The sequence below is a fragment of the Mycobacterium sp. MOTT36Y genome (assembly GCF_000262165.1).
Lineage (GTDB): Bacteria > Actinomycetota > Actinomycetes > Mycobacteriales > Mycobacteriaceae > Mycobacterium > Mycobacterium intracellulare.
On record NC_017904.1, the window covers coordinates 2,270,721 to 2,292,257 of the forward strand.

At 68.4% G+C, this 21,537-nt stretch carries 22 protein-coding genes; 8 read left to right on the forward strand and 14 right to left on the reverse strand.

The window, feature by feature from the left end:
• Positions 1-6 precede the first annotated feature (6 nt).
• The 6 genes from W7S_RS27810 to W7S_RS10520 all read right to left on the reverse strand — a co-directional run bounded on the left by W7S_RS27810 (position 7) and on the right by W7S_RS10520 (position 3,956).
• A complete protein-coding gene (locus W7S_RS27810; RefSeq protein WP_036428789.1) occupies positions 7-192 on the reverse strand; it encodes an AlpA family transcriptional regulator in 186 nt (61 codons plus the stop codon).
• A gap of 550 nt (positions 193-742) precedes the next feature.
• Entirely contained in the window at positions 743-2,113 is a 1,371-nt protein-coding gene (locus W7S_RS10500; RefSeq protein WP_008256008.1) for a phage/plasmid primase, P4 family, read from the reverse strand.
• The gene (locus W7S_RS10505) at positions 2,110-3,111 is read right to left on the reverse strand and encodes a bifunctional DNA primase/polymerase (protein WP_008256010.1); all 1,002 of its coding nucleotides are present in this window, start codon (positions 3,109-3,111) and stop codon (positions 2,110-2,112) included. Before W7S_RS10505 ends, W7S_RS10500 begins: the two co-directional genes overlap by 4 nt.
• On the reverse strand, positions 3,108-3,347 hold the full coding sequence (locus W7S_RS10510; RefSeq protein ID WP_008256013.1) for a hypothetical protein: 240 nt from the start codon (positions 3,345-3,347) through the stop codon (positions 3,108-3,110). The genes W7S_RS10505 and W7S_RS10510 overlap by 4 nt, the downstream gene beginning before the upstream one ends.
• 94 nt (positions 3,348-3,441) lie before the next feature.
• Positions 3,442-3,750 (reverse strand): hypothetical protein, encoded by a 309-nt coding sequence (locus W7S_RS10515; protein WP_008256014.1) that lies wholly within the window; start codon positions 3,748-3,750, stop codon positions 3,442-3,444.
• Complete coding sequence (locus W7S_RS10520; protein WP_008256016.1) at positions 3,747-3,956, reverse strand: AlpA family transcriptional regulator; 210 nt, start codon at positions 3,954-3,956, stop codon at positions 3,747-3,749. The genes W7S_RS10515 and W7S_RS10520 overlap by 4 nt, the downstream gene beginning before the upstream one ends.
• 98 nt (positions 3,957-4,054) lie before the next feature.
• Between W7S_RS10520 and W7S_RS10525 the strand changes: the two genes are divergently transcribed.
• Together W7S_RS10525 and W7S_RS10530 are read left to right on the forward strand one after the other, a co-directional pair.
• The gene (locus W7S_RS10525; protein ID WP_008256018.1) at positions 4,055-4,642 is read left to right on the forward strand and encodes a helix-turn-helix domain-containing protein; all 588 of its coding nucleotides are present in this window, start codon (positions 4,055-4,057) and stop codon (positions 4,640-4,642) included.
• Positions 4,626-5,834: a site-specific integrase gene (locus W7S_RS10530; RefSeq protein ID WP_008256019.1), complete on the forward strand. Its 1,209-nt coding sequence runs from the start codon at positions 4,626-4,628 to the stop codon at positions 5,832-5,834. The genes W7S_RS10525 and W7S_RS10530 overlap by 17 nt, the downstream gene beginning before the upstream one ends.
• A 6-nt stretch (positions 5,835-5,840) precedes the next feature.
• Here W7S_RS10530 and glnA read toward each other — a convergent pair whose 3' ends face one another.
• The gene (glnA, locus tag W7S_RS10535) at positions 5,841-7,277 is read right to left on the reverse strand and encodes a type I glutamate--ammonia ligase (RefSeq protein WP_008256020.1); all 1,437 of its coding nucleotides are present in this window, start codon (positions 7,275-7,277) and stop codon (positions 5,841-5,843) included.
• Between the two features lie 244 nt (positions 7,278-7,521).
• On the opposite strand from glnA, the gene W7S_RS10540 reads away from it, so the two are divergent.
• Positions 7,522-7,944, forward strand: a complete 423-nt coding sequence (locus W7S_RS10540) for an RDD family protein (protein WP_008256021.1) — start codon at positions 7,522-7,524, stop codon at positions 7,942-7,944.
• Between the two features lie 23 nt (positions 7,945-7,967).
• Here the strand turns inward: W7S_RS10540 and W7S_RS10545 are convergent, their stop codons facing one another.
• From W7S_RS10545 to sucB, 5 genes are read right to left on the reverse strand one after another with little or no spacing between them, the layout of a single operon-like run.
• Positions 7,968-8,720, reverse strand: a complete 753-nt coding sequence (locus W7S_RS10545; RefSeq protein WP_008256022.1) for a DUF4191 domain-containing protein — start codon at positions 8,718-8,720, stop codon at positions 7,968-7,970.
• Positions 8,721-8,748: 28 nt separating this feature from the next.
• Positions 8,749-9,690 carry a lipoyl synthase gene (lipA, locus tag W7S_RS10550; protein ID WP_008256024.1) on the reverse strand — a complete coding sequence of 314 codons (942 nt, stop codon included), beginning with the start codon at positions 9,688-9,690 and terminating at the stop codon, positions 8,749-8,751.
• Positions 9,687-10,388, reverse strand: a complete 702-nt coding sequence (lipB, locus tag W7S_RS10555) for a lipoyl(octanoyl) transferase LipB (protein ID WP_008256025.1) — start codon at positions 10,386-10,388, stop codon at positions 9,687-9,689. The genes lipA and lipB overlap by 4 nt, the downstream gene beginning before the upstream one ends.
• Positions 10,389-10,436: 48 nt before the next feature.
• Positions 10,437-11,354 (reverse strand): TIGR01777 family oxidoreductase, encoded by a 918-nt coding sequence (locus tag W7S_RS10560; protein ID WP_008256026.1) that lies wholly within the window; start codon positions 11,352-11,354, stop codon positions 10,437-10,439.
• Positions 11,355-11,362: 8 nt separating this feature from the next.
• Positions 11,363-13,156, reverse strand: a complete 1,794-nt coding sequence (gene sucB / locus W7S_RS10565; protein ID WP_008256027.1) for a 2-oxoglutarate dehydrogenase, E2 component, dihydrolipoamide succinyltransferase — start codon at positions 13,154-13,156, stop codon at positions 11,363-11,365.
• A 195-nt stretch (positions 13,157-13,351) separates the two neighbouring features.
• On the opposite strand from sucB, the gene W7S_RS10570 reads away from it, so the two are divergent.
• The gene (locus W7S_RS10570) at positions 13,352-15,130 is read left to right on the forward strand and encodes an SDR family oxidoreductase (protein ID WP_008256028.1); all 1,779 of its coding nucleotides are present in this window, start codon (positions 13,352-13,354) and stop codon (positions 15,128-15,130) included.
• Positions 15,131-15,135: 5 nt separating this feature from the next.
• On the opposite strand, the gene W7S_RS10575 is transcribed toward W7S_RS10570, so the two are convergent.
• Complete coding sequence (locus tag W7S_RS10575; protein ID WP_008256029.1) at positions 15,136-15,477, reverse strand: hypothetical protein; 342 nt, start codon at positions 15,475-15,477, stop codon at positions 15,136-15,138.
• A gap of 141 nt (positions 15,478-15,618) precedes the next feature.
• On the opposite strand from W7S_RS10575, the gene W7S_RS10580 reads away from it, so the two are divergent.
• Both W7S_RS10580 and W7S_RS10585 read left to right on the forward strand, forming a co-directional pair.
• Entirely contained in the window at positions 15,619-16,068 is a 450-nt protein-coding gene (locus tag W7S_RS10580; RefSeq protein WP_008256037.1) for an SRPBCC family protein, read from the forward strand.
• Positions 16,065-17,660 carry an NAD(P)/FAD-dependent oxidoreductase gene (locus W7S_RS10585; RefSeq protein WP_008256039.1) on the forward strand — a complete coding sequence of 532 codons (1,596 nt, stop codon included), beginning with the start codon at positions 16,065-16,067 and terminating at the stop codon, positions 17,658-17,660. Before W7S_RS10580 ends, W7S_RS10585 begins: the two co-directional genes overlap by 4 nt.
• Positions 17,661-17,668: 8 nt before the next feature.
• Here the strand turns inward: W7S_RS10585 and W7S_RS10590 are convergent, their stop codons facing one another.
• Positions 17,669-19,216, reverse strand: coding sequence for a leucyl aminopeptidase (locus tag W7S_RS10590; protein WP_008256040.1), 1,548 nt, complete (start codon positions 19,214-19,216; stop codon positions 17,669-17,671).
• Positions 19,217-19,266: 50 nt separating this feature from the next.
• On the opposite strand from W7S_RS10590, the gene gcvT reads away from it, so the two are divergent.
• Together gcvT and W7S_RS10600 are read left to right on the forward strand one after the other, a co-directional pair.
• Positions 19,267-20,370, forward strand: coding sequence for a glycine cleavage system aminomethyltransferase GcvT (gene gcvT, locus W7S_RS10595; RefSeq protein ID WP_008256042.1), 1,104 nt, complete (start codon positions 19,267-19,269; stop codon positions 20,368-20,370).
• Between the two features lie 55 nt (positions 20,371-20,425).
• Complete coding sequence (locus tag W7S_RS10600) at positions 20,426-21,532, forward strand: branched-chain amino acid aminotransferase (protein ID WP_008256044.1); 1,107 nt, start codon at positions 20,426-20,428, stop codon at positions 21,530-21,532.
• The last annotated feature ends 5 nt before the right edge of the window (positions 21,533-21,537 follow it).

The window sequence follows — 21,537 nt, forward strand, 5'->3', positions numbered from 1 at the left end:
CGGCGGTCATGCGTCGACCGCGCTTCGGCCGAACGCGTCGAGGGCGGCGCGGTCAACGCGGACCACACGGGAGCCGAAACGGCGGGCGGGGAGCTGCCCGTCGTGGATCCACTTTTGGACGATGCGCGGCGAAACTTGGAGTTCGGCGGCGACTTCAGAGACACGTAGCAACGGCATAGCACTTGCTTTCATGTGCTTGTCCGTTGCGGACGATGGATGCCGTTGCGGCTACAGAAAAAGCGAACGTTCTCGCTGTTTCCAGCATAACGCACACAGTTGCGATACGCGAAATATCACGAACTAGGAGGACTTTCGGTGCGCACAGGTCTAGGACACCGAGCATCACCCGGCCGCAGGTCTGTGCCGCACCACGTCGATCTGCCCTGGCGCAGAGAGGATGACCGTCCCAAACGATCCGTCTCCCATCGGAACTCGATCACACAACGTGCGAGGCGCATTAGCCACATGTGACGGGCTGGGATGAACCACGACCCGCGAGGGCCGCGGCCCACGCGCCGGTTTTGGTGGTCACTCGCCGCTCCGATCAGTCAGGCGCCCAGGTGTCGCCTGGGAATGCACTACTGGGCCGGGCGCGCAGGCCTCTGACCTGCGGTGTGAACCCCTGTGTACCCCTTTCGGGTATGACCTACATATGCGTGCGCGCGGGAAACATACAGAAACCCCTTCACAGGGGTTCACACCAGTCTTACCGTAAGCTTTTCGGCATGGTCTTCCGTAATGGTCAGTCATTGCTTCCACCTGCCTCAACCGCGATCCCTTGCCGCCACATGCCATCGCGGGTTCGGGTAGCCTTAAACCCATGAGCGGCCAAGGACTCGTAAAAGTCCGCGTCAGTGACCCCGGCAACCCCCGCGGATCCGCTCCAGGTGCGGTAGGCGGCAAGCAGCGCTTGGGTCTTCGCCTTGACCGCCGGGCCAGTTATGCACGCTTCGTTGATGAATTGACCGACCGTGCCGCTGCGATTCCGGTAGTCCCGGGTAGCATTTTTGACCAGATCAGGCGGGTTGAGGCCGGCGAGTTTGAATTCGGCGTAACCGCGTACGGCCCAGGCGAGGATCCCTTCGGCCTGTAACTCGAGCCGCGCCCCTAGTGTGCCGTCCCGTTCCTCCTCCGGTATCACGACGTCGAACGGGACCACCGTCAGGCGGCGCCATAGCGCTTCGTCGTCACCGGAAACATCCGGCAGGTGATTCGTGATCAACACCGAGGTGTGCGACGGCTCGAATTGGACGAAGTCTTTCCGCATGCGGCGGGCGCGGATCGTGTCACCGCCGGTGAGGCGTTTCACGGTAGCCTCGGCCAGTTTTCGCCCTTTCTCTGATTCGGAAACTGTTACCCAGCGGCGCCCCATCAGGTCCATTTCGCCTGTGGGGTGGGCGTTGTCGCGGTGCATGAACAGGTTCGGTTCGCAGGAGATGGCGTAGTCCCCGAGTGCATACCGGATGGCGTTGTCGCACACCGATTTGCCGTTGGCTCCGGTGCCCGTCCATATCGCTAGGACGTGTTCACTGACGCGCCCGGACAGGCCGTACCCGACGTAGCGCTGCAGGAATTGGCGCACATCGCTGTCGGGCAGCACCCGTTGCAGGAATTCCTCCCACAGGCCGGTGGGCGTGTCCGGGTTCCACGCGCCACCAGTCACTTTGGTGATCCGATCGGCGGGGTTGTGTGGGGACATCTCCATGGTGCGCAGATCGAGCGTCCCGTTGGAGACGTTGAGTAGGTGCGGGTCGGCGTCGAGGTCGCGGACTGTCGCCGCGAATTCTTCGCTGGCGGCGGCGATGTCGAGTACCCCGGAGATGCCGCCCGCTGATTCACATTTGCGGACGTCGGAGGCCAGCTGTTTGTCGCCCAGGGAATCGGCCAGGGCTGTCCGCAGTACAGCTACTACGGCCCGTTTGGCTGCCCCGGTGTCGTCGTATGCCCACCGTTTACCGTCCCAGTAGTGCCAGCCGATTCCGTGGACGTGCAGCAGCTTCCCGGCGTAGGCCTCCGCGAGCCGGTAGGCCATACGGACTTGCCCGGAGTGGATCTCGTCCGGTGTCCGGTTGTCGACGACCAGCCCGCCGGTGTTGAAGTTGTTGTCGGTCACGATGCCTCTTCGGGGATGAATGTGGTGTCGCCGGTCTGTGCCTGCGGTTGGGGGATGTCTTTCGCTTCGGCCAGGTTCCAGGCGTTGTCGAGTTGACGTTCAGTGTCTTTCTCATCGAAGCCGTGGGAGGACGCCCAGTCGTGCAGAAGGTTGCGGAGCCCGGCGGTGTCGGCGTGCCCGGCTTTGGCGAACGCGAACACTTTGCACGCCACTTTGAACAGCGTTGGCCGGCGGCCGTATTCGCTGTCCCCAACGACGGCTTCGCCGAGCCGGGCGAGTTCGCCGTCAAGGGCAGCTTTCACATACGCCGGGTTGCGCCCGGGTAGAGCTGGGTTTCCGACCGCCTGACGCGGCTGTGGGGGCGGTTTGATGATGCGGTCCCGCCACGCGGTAGGGGCGGACGCCGGCAGCCCGCCGGGGAGTCCGTCCGGGCCTGCGTTCAACCATGTGTAGGTGCCCATAGTGCGACGCGATGGCGCGGCTACCAGATAGCCTGTGCGGCCGATCTTTATGTCGATGCCGGGGCCGAGTGCACCGTGGACGTGGCTGGTGTCGCCGACGTTGAGCCAGATATGCAGGCCGCCGGTAGCGGTTTGTGCTGTCCAGGTGTCAGGGAGTGGGCCGAGTTCGCCGATCAGCTTGTCCAGCGTTGCCTGGCCCGGTTTTTCGTCTGCCACGTCTACGTCCACGGCGGCGATGCGGTCCCATGGCCGGATCCCGATGTTGGCCTCCGGGTGGCGGTCCCACCATTCGCGAATTGTGTCGAGGTCGACGGTGGCGTCGTGCAGGCCGTGCCCAAGCCGGCCGCATTCACCTTTGCACCGCCCGCGAAGCGGATCGTGCTTGCCGGGGTGCGCGTTCGGGAACAGTGGTGTCTTGTCGCCAGGGCGCAGCGGGAACACCGGAATGTTGGCGTTCGCATAGGTTTCCGCCGCCGAAAGGAGCGCCGTGTTGAGGGCGGCTTCGGCCGTCAGTTCTGCCCAGACGTTCCCGCTCATGCGGCGTCACCGCCCTCGAAGCGGGCACGGATGACGTTGGCTTGCAACCGCACCCCGAGGGGCATGAGGTGGTAGTACTGTTCATCGACGCTGGCGCGAATGCAGCGGCGGTACCAGTCGTCGCGCCACTTGTCGTTGGGCGTGGAATCGTGTTGCTGTGTTACGCTTGGACTATCGGTGTCGGAGAAGGTCGTCCCATTGCGGGGGCGGCCTTCTTTGCTATGGTCGGTGGTCATCGGTGTCAGCTCCGTGTGGTGGGTGTTCCGCGGTCCGTCAACCGGCCTGTAGGCCCCCGCGGAGCTGGTGGATATTGCGTTGGGGTCAGGGGCGTTAGGCGGCTCCTGGTCGTTGTTGGGCCGCGCGGTAGGCGCGGTTGGTTGCAACCTCGCCGGTCCGATCGGAGTAGCACAATGTCGACGACATCGCTTCGCTGCACGCGGTCGCGTCACGGGTGAGTTCGGTACGGAAGTATTCGGCGAACGTTTTGGCCAAACCAGCCGTGGCGCAATGCTGTTCGTAGGCGCGGGCGACCTGTTTGATCCGTGATATCGGCATCCGCAACCCGAGGTCGTGCAACACGATGTTGGCGACGCGGATGTGTTCCTCGGTCTCGCGGGCGCCGCGGGACCAGGAGGTCACGCCGCGCCGGCCGGCACTGCCCCGCCGCGGCGGGTGGCCTTCTCTTGCTCGGCTATCCACCGCTCCACTTCGGAGCGCCGGTAGACGACGCGACGGCCCAGCTTGAAGCTGGCGGGGCCGATGCCGGCATGCCGCCAGTAACGCAGGGTCGCGGCGTTGACGCCTGTCTCCGCGGATACGGACGATGCGTACATGATGTCGTTCATCGACAGCACTCCAATCAAGGGTTTGTAATGTACTCCTTTAGAGAGTACATAATAAAAGCGTTGACTACAAACCCTCTAATCGAGTACCGTTCGGCCTTGTGAGTGACGACCAGGAGGTTGGTGCGAATATTCGCCGGTTCAGACAGGCGCGTGGCCTTCCGCAGGCCGCGCTTGGCGAACCACTTGGTCTAAATCAGCAGGCCATCGCGAAGATTGAAAACGGCACCCGCGCGGTCAAACTGGCTGAAGCGGCGGTCATCGCACGAACCCTCGGTGTCGAACTGGACGACATTGCCGCCGGTCCCGAGCGCACAAGCCGCCGAGCTGCGTTCACTCGACTGACCACCACGCTCCGCGGCCTCGATGAGGAACTCACGTACTTGGCCGAGCGGTTGTCAGAAGCCTTGGTTGAACTTGCGAACGAACTGGGCGGCCACCTAGGCGCACCCGTAGAACTTCGGGTTCCATTAGAAATCGCCCGCGAGGCTGACGAATTGCTCATTCGACGATGGGGCCACGACCTGGACGACCTTCTGCGGGAACTAGTTACGACCCATGCGCCCGGACACGCCGAGGACTACCAGGACTACGTAGACGCCTTACACGCAATCGTTGAAAGTGCCGCGGACACCGGATATCCCGGCATTGACTCGCCGGGAAAGGTTGACGATGACCCAGAAACGTAACCTGCGGGCCGGAGTCGAGGACCGCTGGAACAAGACGGTTCGCGACGAGCACGGCAACCCGCAGACCGTGCCCAGCGCCAACTACGGTAAGGGGAAGCGCTGGCGGGCGAGGTATGTCGACGAGCAGGGCCGCGAACACGCCCAGTCGTTCGCTCGCAAGGTGGAAGCGCAGCAGTGGCTGACTGCTCAGACCGCGACCATCGTCGCGGGCACCCATGTCGCGCCGCGGGACGCCAAACTCACGGTGCAGCAGTGGTGTGACACGTGGATCGAGGGTTACAAGGTTCACCGCGAAGGGACCGTGCGTGAGGCCCGGACCCATATCCGGCAGATCGTCACGGAGTTCGGCGACACTCCACTAACCCAGGTGCGTCCGTCGCAGGTGAAGGCATGGACGGCCCGGTTGCGCGCGGACGGCATGAAAGCGAGCTACATCTACGCGCTGCACAGCCGGTTGTCGCAGATCCTGTCGGACGCTGCGCACGATGGCGTGCTTGGGCGCAACCCTTGTTCGCGGCGCACGGCGCCGCCGATGGGCAAAGCGAAGGTGTATGTGGCTACCACGGAGCAGGTTTGGGCGCTCCACGACGCCGTGCCCGATCACCTGAAAGTAGCGGTGCTGCTGGGCGCGTTCGCTGGCTTGCGGGTCGCCGAGGTGTCTGGGCTGCGCGTGTCCGATGTGGATTTCATCAGGGGAGTGGTGCACCCGAAGCAACAGTGGCCGGACAAGCCCCTCAAGACCGAGGGCAGCTCAGCACCGATACCCATTCCGCAGGATCTCGCGTTGCTGTTGTCGGCGTCGGTGCAGAAGTACCCCGCCGAGATGATGGTGACCAACGGACCCGGCACGGATCGGTGCGGGCCGTGGATCATCGAGCGGGCGATCCGCGATGTGCGCGGCGGGATCGACGACCTACCCGAAGGGTTCTCGTTCCACGACTTGCGCCACTACCTCGCGTCGCTGCTGATCGCTCGAGGCTGCGACGTGAAGACGGTGCAAGCGCGGCTGCGGCACAGTTCGGCCAAGACAACGCTGGACACATACAGCCACCTGTGGCCAGACGCCGACGAGTCCACCCGCTCGGCGATCGGAGCTGTGCTCGCCGAGCGGGTGGACTCCGGTGAAACTACTGCGGACGAACTGCGGACGACGCGGCCCAGCCGCGGGCGTCGGCGCAGGTCAGGAGGTTAGCTGGGCCTATACGTCGTAGTACAGCGCGAATTCGTAGGGGTGCGGCCGGATCTGGACCGGCAGGATCTCGTTCTCGCGCTTGAAGTTGATCCACGTCTCGATGAGGTCGGGCGTGAAAACGCCGCCCTCGGTGAGGTATTCGTGGTCTTCTTCCAGCCGGTCGATCACCGCGGACAGCTGCGTGGGCGCCTGCGGGATGTTGGCGGCCTCTTCGGGCGGCAGCTCGTAGAGGTCCTTGTCGACCGGGGCCTGCGGCTCGATCTTGTTCTTGATGCCGTCCAGGCCGGCCATCAGCATGGCCGAGAACGCCAGGTACGGGTTGCCCGAGGAGTCGGGGCAACGGAACTCGAGGCGCTTGGCCTTCGGGTTGGTGCCGGTGATCGGGATCCGGACACAGGCCGAGCGGTTGCGCTGGCTGTAGACCAGGTTGATCGGGGCCTCGTAGCCGGGAACCAGACGCTTGTACGAGTTCACGGTGGGGTTGGTGAACGCCAGCAGCGACGGGGCGTGGTGCAGTAGGCCGCCGATGTAGTGGCGGGCGGTGTCCGACAGGCCGGCGTAACCGGTCTCGTCGTACATCAGCGGGCTGCCGTCCTTCCACAGCGACTGGTGGGTGTGCATGCCGGAGCCGTTGTCACCGAACAGCGGCTTGGGCATGAACGTGACGGTCTTGCCGTGCTGCCAGGCCGTGTTCTTGACGATGTACTTGTAGAGCATCATGTCGTCGGCCGCGTGCAGCAGCGTGTTGAACTTGTAGTTGATCTCGGCCTGGCCGCCGGTGCCCACCTCGTGGTGACCCTTTTCCAGGCTGAAGCCGGCGGTGATCAGGTTGGACAGCATCTTGTCGCGCAGGTCGACGTAGTGGTCGACGGGGGCGACGGGGAAGTAGCCGCCCTTGGGGCGGACCTTGTAGCCGCGGTTGGGGCTGCCGTCGAGCTCGTTGGGCGAGCCGGTGTTCCACCAACCCGAGATCGCGTCGATCTCGTAGAACGAGCCGTTGGTGCGCGAATCGAAGCTCACCGAGTCGAAGATGTAGAACTCGGCCTCGGCGCCGAAGTACGCGGTGTCGGCAACGCCGGTGCTGATCAGGTAGTTCTCGGCCTTACGGGCGATGTTGCGGGGGTCGCGCGAGTACGGCTCGAGGGTGAAGGGGTCGTGCACGAAGAAGTTCAGGTTCAGGGTCTTGGCTTCGCGGAACAGGTCGATCTGCGCCGTCGCGGGGTCGGGCAGGAGCAACATGTCCGATTCGTGAATGGACTGGAATCCGCGAATGGACGAGCCGTCGAATGCCAAGCCGTCCTCAAAAACGCTCTCGTCGAAAAACGAAATCGGAATGGTGAAGTGCTGCATGATGCCGGGCAAATCACAGAACCGCACGTCGACAAACTCGACGTTTTCGTCCTTCGCGAGTTTGAAGACGTCGTCGGGCGTCTTTTCCGTCACAGAGTGCTCCTTTACTTGGTGAGATCCGCGGCCTGACGCTAGGGAGCAGATGTTGCCCGTCAGTCAACCCGATGTTGCGCGCACGTTACGTGACCATGCCACACGCAAAAAGTGGCCGCTTTGGCGGCGGGTTCTATTGTGGGGCCATGGATCGCAAGATCGTATCTTTTCTGGTGGCAGAGCGCACCGTCCGCCCACCGTTCCGGACCCGGCCGTCGGTTTATTCGGACCCCGGTCCGCGGCGATGATGCCGGAATCGCGATCCGCCTACCCCGGTGAAAAGCTGGGATTGCCTGAGAGCGGGCCGGGCTCGCTGGCGCGGATGGGACGACGGCTGGGCGCGCTGACCATCGACTGGCTCATCGCGTTGGGGCTGGCGGCGCTGGCCATGCGGCTCGGGTGGTTACCCGAAGGGGCGCTGGCGACCGCCGAGCTGGTCGTCTGGTTCGTGCTGGGCGTGGTCTCGGTGCGACTGTTCGGCTTCACGCCCGGCCAGCTGGCGCTGGGTCTGCAGGTGGTGACGGTGGACGGGCGCGGGCTGGTCGGCACGGGCCGCGCGGTGGTGCGCGGCCTCCTCGTCGGCACCGTGGTCCCGGCGCTGTTCACCGACTGGGACGGTCGCGGGCTGCAGGATCGGCTGACCGCGACGGCCGTGGTGAGGCGCTGAGCGCCGAGTTCGACCCGCTGCGATTACTTGCGGCGCACCGTGCGCTGCACGCCGCGCATCTTGCCGGCGTTGGGCAGCGGACCCTTGGGCATGACGGCGGCCCCGGCCCGCGTCCCCAGCGCGGCCAACCGGGACTCCAGCGTGTCCATCTGCTTGACGGTGATGTTGGCCGGCAACCGGGTGAGATGGCGCTCCAGCTTGGCCAGGGGCACCTCGTCCTCGCCGTTGCCGACGATGATGTCGTAGATCGGCACGTCCCCGATCAGGCGGGCGGTGCGCTTCTTCTCCTGCGCCAGCAGTGGGCGCACCCGGGTCGCCGAGCCCTCGCCGACCAGGATCACGCCGGGACGGCCGATGACGCGGTGCACGGCGTCCAAGTGGCCGGTCGCGGCCACGCCGGGGGTCACCCGCCACTTGCCGCGCAGGTTGTCCAATGCCCATGCGGCCGCCCCGGTTTGGCCTTCGGCCTTGCGGTAGACGGACTTCTGGGCGCGGCGCCCGAAGACGATGAACGCGACCAGCGCGCCCAGCACCACGCCGAGCGGGATCAAGGTGATCATCGTCAGCCCGCCGGCCCAGAGCCCGACGCCCACCGAGACGCCCACGATCAGCACGAAGGCGCCGATCATGTACGGCAGCAGGCGCTTGTCCTCCTGGCGTTGCAGGTTGAACGCCTGCCACAACTGGGTGCGGCGCTCCCGCGCGGCGGCCTTGCGGGCGGCCTGCGCCTGCGCTCGGGCGGCCTTGTTCTCAGCGGCAGTGCGGGATTTAGCCATAGTCAAAGAATACGTAGCGCCCCGACGGTCACCGTGCCGCGGCGTCCGAGGCGCGGGCGGCGGCCGCTTGCTGATACAGCCGCCCCGCGCGATACGACGAGCGCACCAGCGGCCCCGACAGCACCCCGGAGAACCCCAGCTGCTCGGCGTGCTGCGCGAACTCGACGAATTCCTCCGGCTTCACCCACCGCTCGACGGGGTGATGCCGCGCCGAGGGCCGCAGGTACTGGGTGATGGTGATGATGTCGCAGCCGGCGTGACGCAGGTCGGCCAGGGCGGTGCGCACCTCGTCGGGGGTCTCGCCGAGGCCGAGGATGAGGTTGCTCTTGGTGACCAGCCCGGCGTCACGCGCCGCGGTGAGCACGTCCAGGCTGCGCTGGTAGGTGAAGGCCGGCCGGATGCGCTTGAAGATCCGCGGCACGGTTTCGACGTTGTGCGCCAACACTTCCGGGCGCGACTCGAACACCTCGGCCAGGCGGGCGGGCTCGCCGTTGAAGTCGGGGATCAACAGCTCGACGCCGGTCGACGGGTTGAGTTCCTTGATGGCGCGCACCGTCTCGGCGTAGAGCCACGCGCCGCCGTCGGGCAGGTCGTCGCGGGCCACGCCGGTGACCGTGGCGTAGCGCAGCCCCATCGTGCGCACGCTGTCGGCCACCCGCCGGGGCTCGTCGCGGTCCAGCTCGGCTGGCTTGCCGGTGTCGATCTGGCAGAAGTCGCAGCGACGGGTGCACTGGTCACCGCCGATCAGGAAGGTCGCCTCGCGGTCCTCCCAGCATTCGAAGATGTTGGGACACCCGGCCTCTTCGCAGACCGTGTGCAGGCCCTCGCGCCGGACCAGGCTCTTGAGCTCGGTGTATTCCGGGCCCATCTTGGCCCGCACCCTGATCCACGGCGGTTTGCGCTCGATCGGGGTTTCGGCGTTGCGCACCTCCAGGCGCAGCAGTTTGCGTCCCTCGGGTGCGACAGTCACATCGCTGATGCTACGCGCGCGGCGCTGTCGTGCTCGCGCACCGGCAGCACCCCGTCCAGGGCGTCGCAGACGGCGTCGGCGACGCTCGTGCGGATGTCGTCGACGGTCACCGGGCGGCGCAGTTCGGCCGACAACGACGTCACCCCGGCGTCGCTGATGCCGCACGGCACGATGGCGTTGAAGGCGCCCAGGTCGCAGTCGCAGTTGAGCGCGAACCCGTGCAGGGTGGTGGCGCGCGACACCCGCACGCCGATCGCCGCGACCTTGCGGTCGGGCCGGCCGTCGGTGCCCGGCACCCACACCCCGGACCGGCCCGGGACGCGGACCGTGTCCAGGCCCAGGTCGGCGCACACCTTGATCAGCGCTTCCTCCAGCCGCCGCACGTAGTTGACCACGTCGAGCGGTTCGATCAGGCCGATGATCGGATACCCGACCAGCTGACCGGGACCGTGCCAGGTGATCTTGCCGCCGCGATCGGTGTCGACGACGGGGGTGCCGTCGGCCGGTCGTTCGTGCGGCTCGGTGCGCCGTCCCGCGGTGTAGACCGCCGGGTGCTCGAGCAACAGCAGGGTGTCGGCGCCGCCCGCGGCGCGGGCGTCGGCCAGGTCGCGCTGCTGCTGCCAGGCCACGCGGTAGTCGACGGTTCCGAGCTGGCGGACGTCGATCAGGGACCGGCTGGACCGGATGGAATCGATCACCTTCGCGACGGTACTCGGCCCGCCCGCGCGAGGGCGACGCACGTGCCGCTAGTCGTGGTCTCGCCGGGCGGTGGCGTAGCCGAGCGCCTCACCAATCGTGTTGTGGTGGAACAGAAAACCGGCGCGCTCGAGCGCCGACGGGATGGCCCGCTGGCCCGTCAGCAGGCCTTCGTCGGCGAACTCCCCGAGCGCGGCCCGCACCGCGAACCCGGGCAGCATCAACGGCGTCGGACGGTTGACCGCCCGCCCGAACGCGGTGGTGAACTCGGCGTTGGTGACCGGCGCGGGCCCGGTCATGTTCACCGGCCCCGACAGCGCGGTGTTCGATATCGCGAACAGCAGCGCGCGCACTTCGTCCTCCAGCGTGATCCACGACATGTACTGCCGACCACTGCCCAGCCGGGCCCCGAGGCCCGTGCGGAACAGCGGCCGCAACCGCCCCAGCGCGCCACCGGCGGGGGAGAACACCAGCCCGGTGCGGGCCAGCACCACGCGGGCGCCGCCGTATTGGGCCGGCAGCGTGGCGGCCTCCCAGTCCTCGCACAGCCGGGCCAGGAAACCGCTTCCGGCACGGTCGTTTTCGTCGACCACGCGGTCCTTGGTGTTTCCGTAGAAACCCACCGCGCTGGCGTTGACCAGGGTCGCCACCCCGGCGTCGGCGACCGCGTGCGCCAGGACTTCGGTGGGGGCGATGCGGCTGTCGCGCAGGCTCTGCTTGAAGGCGCCCGACCAGCGGCGCTTGCCGATGTTGACGCCGCACAGGTTGACGACGGCGTCGACGTCGCCCAGCGTGTCGGGGTCGAGGTCGCCGCTCTCGGGGTTCCAGTGCACCTCGTCGGCGTTGCTCGGCGCGCGACGTACGATGCGCAGCACGCGGTGGTCGGCGGCCCGCAGGGCCGCGGTGAGGGCGGAGCCGATCAGGCCGGACGACCCTGCGACCGCGACGACGAACTTTTGACCAGCCACGTTCGCGCTCAGAGCCCGAGGTCGGCCTCGAACGCTCCCTCTTCGAGCCGGTGCTTGATGGTGGTCAGGAACCGCCCGGCATCCGCGCCGTCGATCAGCCGGTGGTCATAGGTCAGCGGCAGGTAGCAGATCGATCGGACACCGATCGATTCGTTGCCGAATTCGTCGACGATCACCCGGGGGCGTTTGACGATGGCGCCGGTGCCCAGCATCGCGGCCTGCGGCGGGACCAGGATCGGGGTGTCGAACAGCGCCCCCTGGCTGCCGATGTTGGTGATCGTGAACGTGCCGCCCGAGAGCTCGTCGGGTTTCAGGTTGCCCGAGCGGGCGCGCGCGGCGATGTCGGCGATCGCCCTGGCCAGCCCGGCCAGCGACAGGTCGCCGGCGTTGTGCACGACGGGGGAGAGCAGACCCTGTTCGGTGTCGACCGCGAAGCCGAGGTGCTCGGCGTCGAAGTAGGTGATCTCCTTGGTTTCCTCGTTGTAGCTCGCGTTCACGTTCGGGTGGATCTTGAGGGCGTCGATCACCGCGCGGGCGATGAACGGCAGGAAGGTCAGGTTGACGCCTTCGCGTTCGGCGAACGCCGCCTTGGCCCTGGCCCGCAACCCGACCAGCCTGGTCATGTCGACCTCGTGGGTCTGGGTGAGTTGGGCTGTGGCCTGCAGGGATTCGCGCGTCTTGTTGGCGGTGATCTGACGGATCCGGCTGGCCTTCTGGGTGGTGCCGCGCAGGTGCGCCAGCGCCGGCGCCGGGGTGGGCGCGGGAGCGGCCTTGCGGGCCTCGCCGGCAGCGGGGGTGGGAGCAGCAGCGGCGGCGGGCGCCTTGTCGGCCTGCTGCTTGCGCTCGGCGGCCGCCAGCACGTCTTGCTTGCGGATGCGGCCGCCCACTCCGGTGCCGGTGACCGAACTGAGGTCGATGTTGTTCTCGGCGGCCAGTTTTCGCACCAGCGGCGTCACGTAGGGGGTGCCGTCGCCGCTCGCGTCCGCCGGCTGGGCCTGTGCGGGTTGGGCTTTCGGCTCGGGTGCCGCCTTCGGTTGCGGTGCGGGGGCCGGCGTCGGTTCGGGCTTCGGCTGCGCCTGGGGCTGGGGCTGTGGTTGTGGTTGCGGTTGTGGCGCGGGTTCCGGCTTGGGTTCGGCCTTGGGCGCGGGCGGCGGCTGCGGCGCGGCGGGGGCGGCGGCCTCGGAACCGCTGCCGATGCGGGCCAGCTCGCCGCCGACGGGCACGGTGGCGTCTTCCTCGGCGGTGATGCTGATCAGCACACCGGCCACCGGCGACGGGATCTCGGTGTCCACCTTGTCGGTGGACACCTCGACAAGCGCGTCGTCGACCTGGACCGAATCGCCGACCTTCTTGAGCCAGCGGGTCACGGTGCCCTCGGTCACCGACTCACCCAGTTCGGGCATCAGCACCGGGGTGGCGTCGCCGCCGCCGGAGCTCTGCTGGGCCGGCTGCGGCTCGGGCTGGGCCTGGGGCTGCGGCTCGGGCTCGGGTTGCGCCTCGGGCTGGGCGGGGGGCGCCGACTGCGCCTGCGGCTCTTGCTGGCTCGGCGCCTGGGATCCGCCGTCCTCGTCGCCGATCACGGCCAGCTCGCCGCCGACCTCGACGGTGTCGTCTTCCTGGGCGACGATCTTGGTCAGCACACCCGCGGCCGGCGACGGGATTTCGGTGTCGACCTTGTCGGTCGACACCTCGACGAGCGGCTCGTCGAGTTCGACCGTGTCGCCTTCCTGCTTGAGCCAGCGGGTGACCGTCCCCTCGGTGACGCTCTCACCGAGTGCCGGCATCTGGACGGAGAAGGCCATCTTTTCTGACTCCTCGATCGCTCGTGGGTCGGGGCGGGTCGTGCAGCTCGCTTGTGGAAGGCGAAGTAGCAATCCAAAACTATCCTGTCACTGCGGCCGCGCCGGCACGCAGCCAGGGCAGATACCGCGCGCTGGCCGGGTGACTCCGATCACGCTTGCTACCGTGTGGCCACGGCAGCCAGAGCGGGAGGTCCGATGCCGCCATCACAACAACTACCCCGGCATTTCGTCGACAGCGCGGACGGCGCGCGCATCGCCGTCTACGAAGAGGGCAACCGCGAGGGCCCCACCGTGGTGCTGGTGCACGGCTTTCCCGACTCGCACGTGCTGTGGGACGGGGTCGTGCCGCTGCTGGCCGAGCGGTTCCGGATCATCCGCTACGACAACCGCGGCGTCGGCCTGTCCTCGGTGCCCAAGCCGGTATCCGCCTACAGCATGGATCGCTTCGCCGACGACTTCGCGGCGGTGACCGGCGAGCTGAGCCCGGGCGCGCCCGTGCATGTGCTGGCCCACGACTGGGGCTCGGTGGGGGTGTGGCACTACCTCAAGCGCCCCGGCGCGGGTGACCGGGTGGCCACGTTCACGTCGGTGTCCGGACCCGCTCAGGACCAACTGGTCGACTACATCTTCACGGGCCTGCGCGCGCCGTGGCGTCCGCGTACTTTCCTCCGGGCGCTCAGCCAGGCGCTGCGGTTCACGTACATGCTGCTGTTCTCGATCCCGGTGCTGGCGCCGTTGTTCCTGCGGCTGACGCTGTCGGTGCCGGCGCTGCGCCGCAACGCGGTCGACAACATTCCCGTCGAGCAGATCCATCATTCCGACAAGCTCGCGCGCGACGCCGCCCAGTCCGTGAAAACCTATCCCGCCAACTACTTTCGCTCGTTCTCCGGTCGCAAGGGCGGCGTCGCGGTCATCGACGTGCCGGTGCAGCTGATCGTCAACACCAGGGACAAGTACGTGCGGCCGTACGGGTACGACCACACCCCGCGCTTCGTGCCGCGGCTGTGGCGCCGCGACATCCGGGCCGGTCACTTCTCCCCGATGTCGCACCCGCAGGTGATGGCGGCGGCGGTGCACGACTTAGCCGACCTGACCGAGGGCAAGCAGCCCAGCCGCGCCCTGTTGCGCGCGCAAATCGGGCGCCCGCGCGGATCGTTCGGCGACACCCTGGTGTCGGTCACCGGCGCCGGCAGCGGGATCGGGCGCGAGACCGCGTTCGCGTTCGCGCGCGAGGGCGCCGAGGTGGTGATCAGCGACATCGACGAGGCGGCCGTCAAGGCCACCGCCGCCGAGATCGCCACCCGCGGCGGCGTCGCGCACGCCTACGTGCTCGACGTGTCCGACGCACAGGCGGTGGAGGCGTTCGCCGAGCGGGTCAGCGCCGAGCACGGCGTGCCCGACATCGTGGTCAACAACGCCGGCATCGGGCAGGCGGGCGGGTTCCTGGACACCCCGGCCGAGCAGTTCGACCGGGTGCTCGACGTCAACCTCGGCGGGGTGGTGAACGGCTGCCGCTCGTTCGGGCGGCGACTGGTGGAGCGCGGCACCGGCGGCCACATCGTCAACGTGTCGTCGATGGCCGCCTACGCCCCGCTGCAGTCGCTGAGCGCGTACTGCACGTCGAAGGCGGCCACCTACATGTTCTCGGACTGCCTGCGCGCCGAACTCGACACCGCCGGCGTCGGCCTGACCACGATCTGCCCGGGCGTCATCGACACGAACATCATCAAGACCACCCGCTTCGACGCACCCGCGGGAAAGCTGGCCGAGGCCGTCGACGGGCGCCGCGGGCAGCTGGGCACGATGTTCGCGCTGCGGCGCTACGGCCCCGACAAGGTCGCCAACGCGATCCTGTCGTCGGTCAGGAAGAAGAAACCGATCCGCCCGGTCGCGCCGGAAGCCTATGCGCTGTACGGACTTTCGCGGGTGGCGCCGCAGGGACTGCGCAACGCCGCGCGGATGCGGGTGATCTGAGGCGATTACGGGCCCGTGGCCGCGCCGCGGCGCCCGGTCAGCAGGGTCGCGCCGATCGCGATGACGCCGAGCACCGCCAGCGGGATGGCCCACGCCCGGCGGCCACCCACCGACGACTGGCACTGCGCGACAAAATCGGTGTGCGGGACGATCTGGTTGAGGATCGGGATATTCGCGCCATTGCTGTTGTTCGCGCTTCTGGCCTCGGAGAGATCCGTCGCGACGGCGTTGCCGCACCCCACCGAGTGGCCATTGCTGTCGGTGACCGACACCGGCGCCAACAAACCGATGACCCCGGCCAGCAACAGCACCGCGCCCACACCGATGATCAACCGTCGCGCCGTCATGGTTTGCCTTTCTCGCCTTTTCCTGCCAGGGATTACGACCGCTTGCAGATTAACCGGAGCGAAGCGCCGATAAACCCGGACGGATACAGCGCCCGTTGGTGGGTATCCCGCCGCAGTAGTCACGAGCGGAAAGGATGTGCGGTGATCACTGCGACGCGAGAGGTGCCCGTCCCGTGCGAGCGGGTGTGGGAGGTGCTTGCGCAGGGCTGGACCTACACCCAGTGGGTGGTCGGCAACAGCCGCATGCGCGCCGTGGATCCGAACTGGCCGGAGGCCGGCTCCTCGATCAGGCATTCCATCGGGATCTGGCCGCTGGTGATCGACGACGCCACCATCGTGGAGGAAAGCGAACCGCCGCACAGGCTGGTGTTGTGCGCCCGCCTGGGGCCGATGGGCGCCGCGCGGATCACGATGCTGCTGCACGAGATTCCGCAGGGGTGCCGGATCGAAATGATCGAGGTGCCGGTCGAGGGCCCGATGAGCCTCGTTCCCGATTCGGTCGCGTTGGCCGCGGCCTACCCGCGTAACAAGGAGTGCCTGTTGCGGCTGGCGGCACTAGCGGAACGTCTGGAGCCGAGCCAGGTGAAGTGACCGTGCACGACGCTGCCGACGCGGTCGTCATCGGTGCCGGGCACCACGGGCTGGTTGCCGCCGCGATGCTGGCCGACGCGGGGTGGGACGTGCTGGTGCTGGAAGCCCAGCCGGAGCCCGGCGGCGCGGTGCGCAGCGCCGAGCTGACCCCGGGCTATATCACCGACCTGTTCAGCTCGTACTACCCGATGACGGTGGCCTCGCCCGCGATCGCCGCGCTGCGGCTCGAGGACCACGGCCTGCGATGGTCACACGCGCCCGCGGTGGTGGGCCACCCACGCGGCGGCGCCGACGACGACCCGCCCATCATCTACCGCGACCCGGCGCGCACCGCCGCGGAATTCGCGCGCCGCGAGCCCGCCGACGGCGAAAACTGGTGGCGCATCGTGAAGTTGTGGGAGCGCATCAAGGCGCCCCTGCTCGACGCCATGCTGGCGCCCTTCCCGCCCGTGCGCCCGCTGCTGCGACTGCTGGCCGAACTCGGTACGTCGGAAGCGATCCGGGTCGCGCGCCTGCTGGTGCAGCCGGCCAACACCATGGCGAGCGAGCTGTTCGCCGGGGAGGCACCGCGAGTCTTGTTGTTGGGCAACGCCATGCACGCCGACGCCCCGCCCGATGCGCCGATCAGCGGCGCCATGGGCTTTTTGATGACGATGCTGGCCCAGGACTGCGGCTGGCCGGTGCCGGTCGGTGGGTCGGGTCAGCTGACGGCCGCGCTGGTCAGCCGTGCCCGCTCCGCCGGCGCGCGAATCGAGTGCAACGAGAACGTTTCTCGCATCGAGGTGCGGGGCGGCCGGGCGGTCGCGGTGACGACGGCCGAGGGGCGCACGGTGCGGGCGCGTCGGGCGGTGGTGGCCGACGTGACGGCGCCGCGACTGTTCTGCGACATGCTGCCCGCCGACGCGGTGCCGCCCAAGGTGCGGCGCGACCTCGAGCACTTCGCGTGGGATCCGCCGGTGGTCAAGGTGAATTATGCGCTGCGCGAGCCGGTTCCGTGGCGGGCGCAACGGCTGCGCGGGGTGGGCACCGTGCACCTCGGGGCCGACGGCGACGGGCTGGTGCGCTGGATGGCCGACCTGAACACAAAGACGGTGCCCGATCATCCGTTCATGTTGCTGGGGCAGACCACCACCGCCGACCCGACCCGGTCGCCGGCGGGCACCGAAAGTGTGTGGGCGTACACGCATTTGCCCCGCAATGTCGCCGACGACTCCTCTGCCGAGCGCCTCGCCGACTCGGTGGACCGGGTCATCGAGGAGCATGCGCCCGGCTTCGGCGCGGCGGTGATCGACCGGTTCGTGCAGCGCCCGTCGGACCTGGAGGCCAGCGACGCCAACTTGCACCTGGGCGCGCTCAACGGTGGTACCGCGCAGCTTCAGCAGATGCTGATCTTTCGACCGGCGGCCGGGATGGGCCGGGCCGAAACCCCGGTCGAGGGGCTGTATCTGGGCAGTGCGTCGGCCACCCCGGGCGGTTCGGTGCACGGCGCCTGCGGGCGCAACGCCGCCAACGCCGCGCTGGCCGCGGGCGGGGTCAGCGGCTGGCCGCGGCGCAGGCTGACCCGCGCCGCGATGTCGCTGCTGACGAAATAGTCTGCGCGTCAGCAGTTTTCGGCGATGTCCTCGAGGACCGCGAACATGGTGCGGACCGGCACGCCGGTGGCGCCCTTGGGCGTGTAGCCCCACGGTCCGCCGGTGTTATAAGCGGGACCGGCCACGTCGATGTGCGCCCAGCCCACGCCGTCGGCGACGAACTCGCGCAGGAACACGCCCGCCACCAGCATGCCGGCGAAGCGCTGCCCGCTGATGTTCGACAGGTCGGCCACCGTGGACTTCAGGTCCTCCTTGAGTTCGTCGGGCAGCGGCATCGGCCAACCGTTTTCGCCGACCCGCTGCGAGATCGCGGCCACGCGGTCGCGGAACTCGTCGCTGCCCATCACCCCGGGGATCCGGCTGCCCAGCGCCACGGTCTGCGCGCCGGTCAGCGTGGACGTCTCGATCAGGTAGTCCGGGTTGTCCTCGCAGGCGCGCACGATGGCGTCGGCCAGGATCAGCCGGCCCTCGGCGTCGGTGTTCTGCACCTCGACGGTGATGCCGCCGTACTGCGTCAGCACGTCACCCGGGCGCTGCGCCGTCGCCGACGGCATGTTCTCGGCCATCGGCACGGTGGCGATCACGTCGATGGGCAGCTGCAGCTGCGCGGCCAGCGTGACCGTCGCGATGACCGCCGCGGCCCCGCCCATATCCGAGGTCATGTGGTGCATCCCGGCCGCCGGCTTGATCGAGATGCCGCCGGTGTCGAACGTGACGCCCTTGCCCACCAGGGCGACTCGCTTCGCCTGCTTGGACCGCTTGGCCAGCTTCGCGCCCCGGTGGGTCAGCCGCACCAGCCGCGGCGGCCGCGACGACCCCTGGCCGACGCCGATGATCCCGCCGTAACCGCCCTTGCGCAGCGCCTTGTCGTCGAGCACCTCGACCTCGAGTCCCACCGACTCGCCCAAAGCCCTTGCGCGCTTGGCGAATTCGTCAGGGAACAGGTGGCTCGGCGGGGTGTTGACGAAGTCGCGGGCGGTGGCGACCGCGGTCGCGACGGCCGCACCGTGCGCGGCCTCCTTCTTGGCGTCCTTGGCGGTGGCGAGCACCGTGATCTTGCCCAGCCCTTTGTCTTTGGGTGCGGACTTGGGGCTGCGGAAGTCGGTGAACCGGTAGCTGCCCAGGATCAGGCCCTCGACGGCGGCCGAGACGACGCCGTCACCGGGCAACTCGCCCAGCGTGGTGATCACGGCCGCGGTGCTGCCCAGCGACCGCGCGGCCACCCCGGCGGCGCGGCGGACCGTGTCGGCAGGCCACTCCGGCCGCGGCTTGCCCAGGCCGATCGTCAGCACGCTGGACACCGGCAGCGATCCCACCACCAGCCGGTGCACCTGGTCGGCGCCGCCGGTGGCCTCCAGCGCGCGCAGCCCCGACTCGATCTCGGCGACCGCATCCGAGGACAGGAACGGCCCGGCCTCGGTGACGGCCGCGCCCGGCTTGTCGTCGTCGCCGGTCGAGACGACGGGCACGATCAGCACGGTGGACGCGGCGGCGCGCCGGGGCAGCGAGGAGGCGACAGTGACAGCGGGGGAGGAGTAACCGGGTTCTGTGCTCATCCGCATCACCCTAACGGGCCGCCCGTCGCGGCCCCTTAGGGTGAAGAGTCGTGAGCAACGAAGCCGACCTTCTGCACGGACCGTTAGAAGACCGTCACCGCGACCTGGGTGCCAGCTTCGCCGAGTTCGGCGGCTGGTTGATGCCGGTGTCGTATGCGGGCACAGTCAGCGAGCACAACGCGACGCGCAACGCGGTCGGCCTGTTCGACGTCAGCCACCTGGGCAAGGCCTTGGTGCGCGGGCCGGGCGCCGCGCGGTTCGTCAACGCCGCGCTCACCAACGACCTGAACCGGATCGGGCCCGGCAAGGCGCAATACACCCTGTGCTGCACCGAATCCGGCGGGGTCGTCGACGATTTGATCGCCTACTACGTCGACGACGACGAGATCTTTCTGGTGCCCAACGCCGCCAACACCGCGGCCGTGGTCGACGCGCTACAGGCGGCCGCGCCACCCGAACTGACCATCACCAACCTGCATCGCTCCTATGCGGTGCTGGCCGTGCAGGGCCCGCGCTCGGCCGACGTGCTCGGCGAGCTGGGACTGCCCACCGACATGGATTACATGGCCTACGCCGACACCTCGTATTCCGGGGTACCGGTGCGGGTCTGCCGCACCGGCTACACCGGCGAGCACGGCTACGAGCTGCTGCCGCCGTGGGAGTCCGCCGGTGTGGTGTTCGACGCGCTGGCCGCCGCGGTCACGGCGGCCGGCGGCGAGCCGGCCGGCTTGGGCGCCCGCGACACGCTGCGCACCGAGATGGGCTATCCACTGCACGGGCACGAACTGTCGCTCGACATTTCCCCGCTGCAGGCCCGCTGCGGCTGGGCGATCGGCTGGAAGAAGGAGGCGTTCTTCGGCCGCGACGCCCTGCTGGCCGAGAAGGAGGCGGGGCCGCGGCGGCTGCTGCGCGGGCTGCGGATGACCGGCCGCGGGGTGCTACGCGCCGGGCAGACCGTGCTGGCCGGCGACACCCCGGTCGGGGTGACCACCTCGGGCACCTTCTCCCCGACGCTGCAGGCCGGCATCGCGCTGGCGCTCGTCGACACCGACGCCGGGGTCGAGGACGGCCAGGAGATCACCGTCGACGTCCGCGGCCGTCGCGCCGCCTGCGAAGTCGTGCGCCCGCCGTTCGTCGCGGTGAAAACCCGCTAGCCGCGCCGCTTGCGCGGGCGAAATCCGATTCGGCGGGCGGATATACAATCGGCGGATGACCAGTGGCTCCCTCGAGTTCACGGTTTCGCGCTCGACACGTCCGGCGACCGACACCGAACGCGAAACCATCCTGGCCGAGCCGGGTTTCGGTAAATACTTCACCGACCACATGGTGGCGATCGAGTACGACGAGGGCCGGGGCTGGCACGACGCGCGCGTCATCCCCTACGGCCCGATCGAGTTGGACCCGTCGGCGCTCGTGCTGCACTACGCCCAGGAAATCTTCGAGGGCCTCAAGGCGTACCGCTGGGCGGACGGCTCGATCGTCTCGTTTCGCGCCGAGGCCAACGCGGCCCGGCTGCGGTCCTCGGCGCGGCGGCTGGCGATTCCCGAACTGCCCGAAGAGCTGTTCATGGAATCCCTGCGCCAGCTCATTGCCGTCGACAACGCCTGGGTCCCGTCCGCCGGTGGGGAAGAGGCGCTGTATCTGCGCCCGTTCGTCATCGCCACCGAGCCCGGACTGGGCGTGCGGCCCTCCCGGCAATACCGCTACCTGCTGATCGCCTCGCCGGCCGGCGCCTACTTCAAGGGCGGCATCAACCCCGTCACGGTCTGGGTGTCGACGGAGTACGTGCGGGCCAGCCCCGGCGGCACCGGCGCGGCCAAATTCGGCGGCAACTACGCCGCCTCGCTGTCCGCTCAGGCCGAAGCCGCGGCCCACGATTGCGACCAGGTGGTGTGGCTGGACGCGGTCGAGCGACGCTTTGTCGAGGAGATGGGCGGCATGAACATCTTCTTCGTGTTCGGCAGCGGGGGGTCGGCGCGGCTGGTCACCCCGGAACTGTCCGGCTCACTGCTACCCGGGATCACGCGGGATTCGTTGCTGCAGTTGGCCATTGACGCCGGGTTCTCCGTCGAGGAACGCAAGATCGACATCGACGAGTGGCAGAAGAAGGCCGCCGCGGGCGAGATCACCGAGGTGTTCGCCTGCGGCACCGCCGCGGTCATCACACCCGTCTCCCACGTCAAGTACGGCGACGCCGAATTCACCATCGCCGACGGCCAATCCGGCGAGGTGACGATGGCGTTGCGCGACACGCTAACCGGGATTCAGCGGGGCACCTTCGCCGACACCCACGGCTGGATGGCCCGGCTCGGGTAGGCGGC

Coding starts and splice junctions, on each gene's coding strand:
- W7S_RS27810 (WP_036428789.1), bottom strand. CDS start 192: ATGAAAGCAAGTGCTATGCCGTTGCTACGTGTCTCTGAAGTCGCCGCC.
- W7S_RS10505 (WP_008256010.1), bottom strand. CDS start 3,111: ATGAGCGGGAACGTCTGGGCAGAACTGACGGCCGAAGCCGCCCTCAAC.
- W7S_RS10510 (WP_008256013.1), bottom strand. CDS start 3,347: ATGACCACCGACCATAGCAAAGAAGGCCGCCCCCGCAATGGGACGACC.
- W7S_RS10520 (WP_008256016.1), bottom strand. CDS start 3,956: ATGAACGACATCATGTACGCATCGTCCGTATCCGCGGAGACAGGCGTC.
- W7S_RS10530 (WP_008256019.1), top strand. CDS start 4,626: ATGACCCAGAAACGTAACCTGCGGGCCGGAGTCGAGGACCGCTGGAAC.
- W7S_RS10540 (WP_008256021.1), top strand. CDS start 7,522: ATGATGCCGGAATCGCGATCCGCCTACCCCGGTGAAAAGCTGGGATTG.
- W7S_RS10545 (WP_008256022.1), bottom strand. CDS start 8,720: ATGGCTAAATCCCGCACTGCCGCTGAGAACAAGGCCGCCCGAGCGCAG.
- sucB (WP_008256027.1), bottom strand. CDS start 13,156: ATGGCCTTCTCCGTCCAGATGCCGGCACTCGGTGAGAGCGTCACCGAG.
- W7S_RS10570 (WP_008256028.1), top strand. CDS start 13,352: ATGCCGCCATCACAACAACTACCCCGGCATTTCGTCGACAGCGCGGAC.
- W7S_RS10575 (WP_008256029.1), bottom strand. CDS start 15,477: ATGACGGCGCGACGGTTGATCATCGGTGTGGGCGCGGTGCTGTTGCTG.
- W7S_RS10590 (WP_008256040.1), bottom strand. CDS start 19,216: ATGAGCACAGAACCCGGTTACTCCTCCCCCGCTGTCACTGTCGCCTCC.
- W7S_RS10600 (WP_008256044.1), top strand. CDS start 20,426: ATGACCAGTGGCTCCCTCGAGTTCACGGTTTCGCGCTCGACACGTCCG.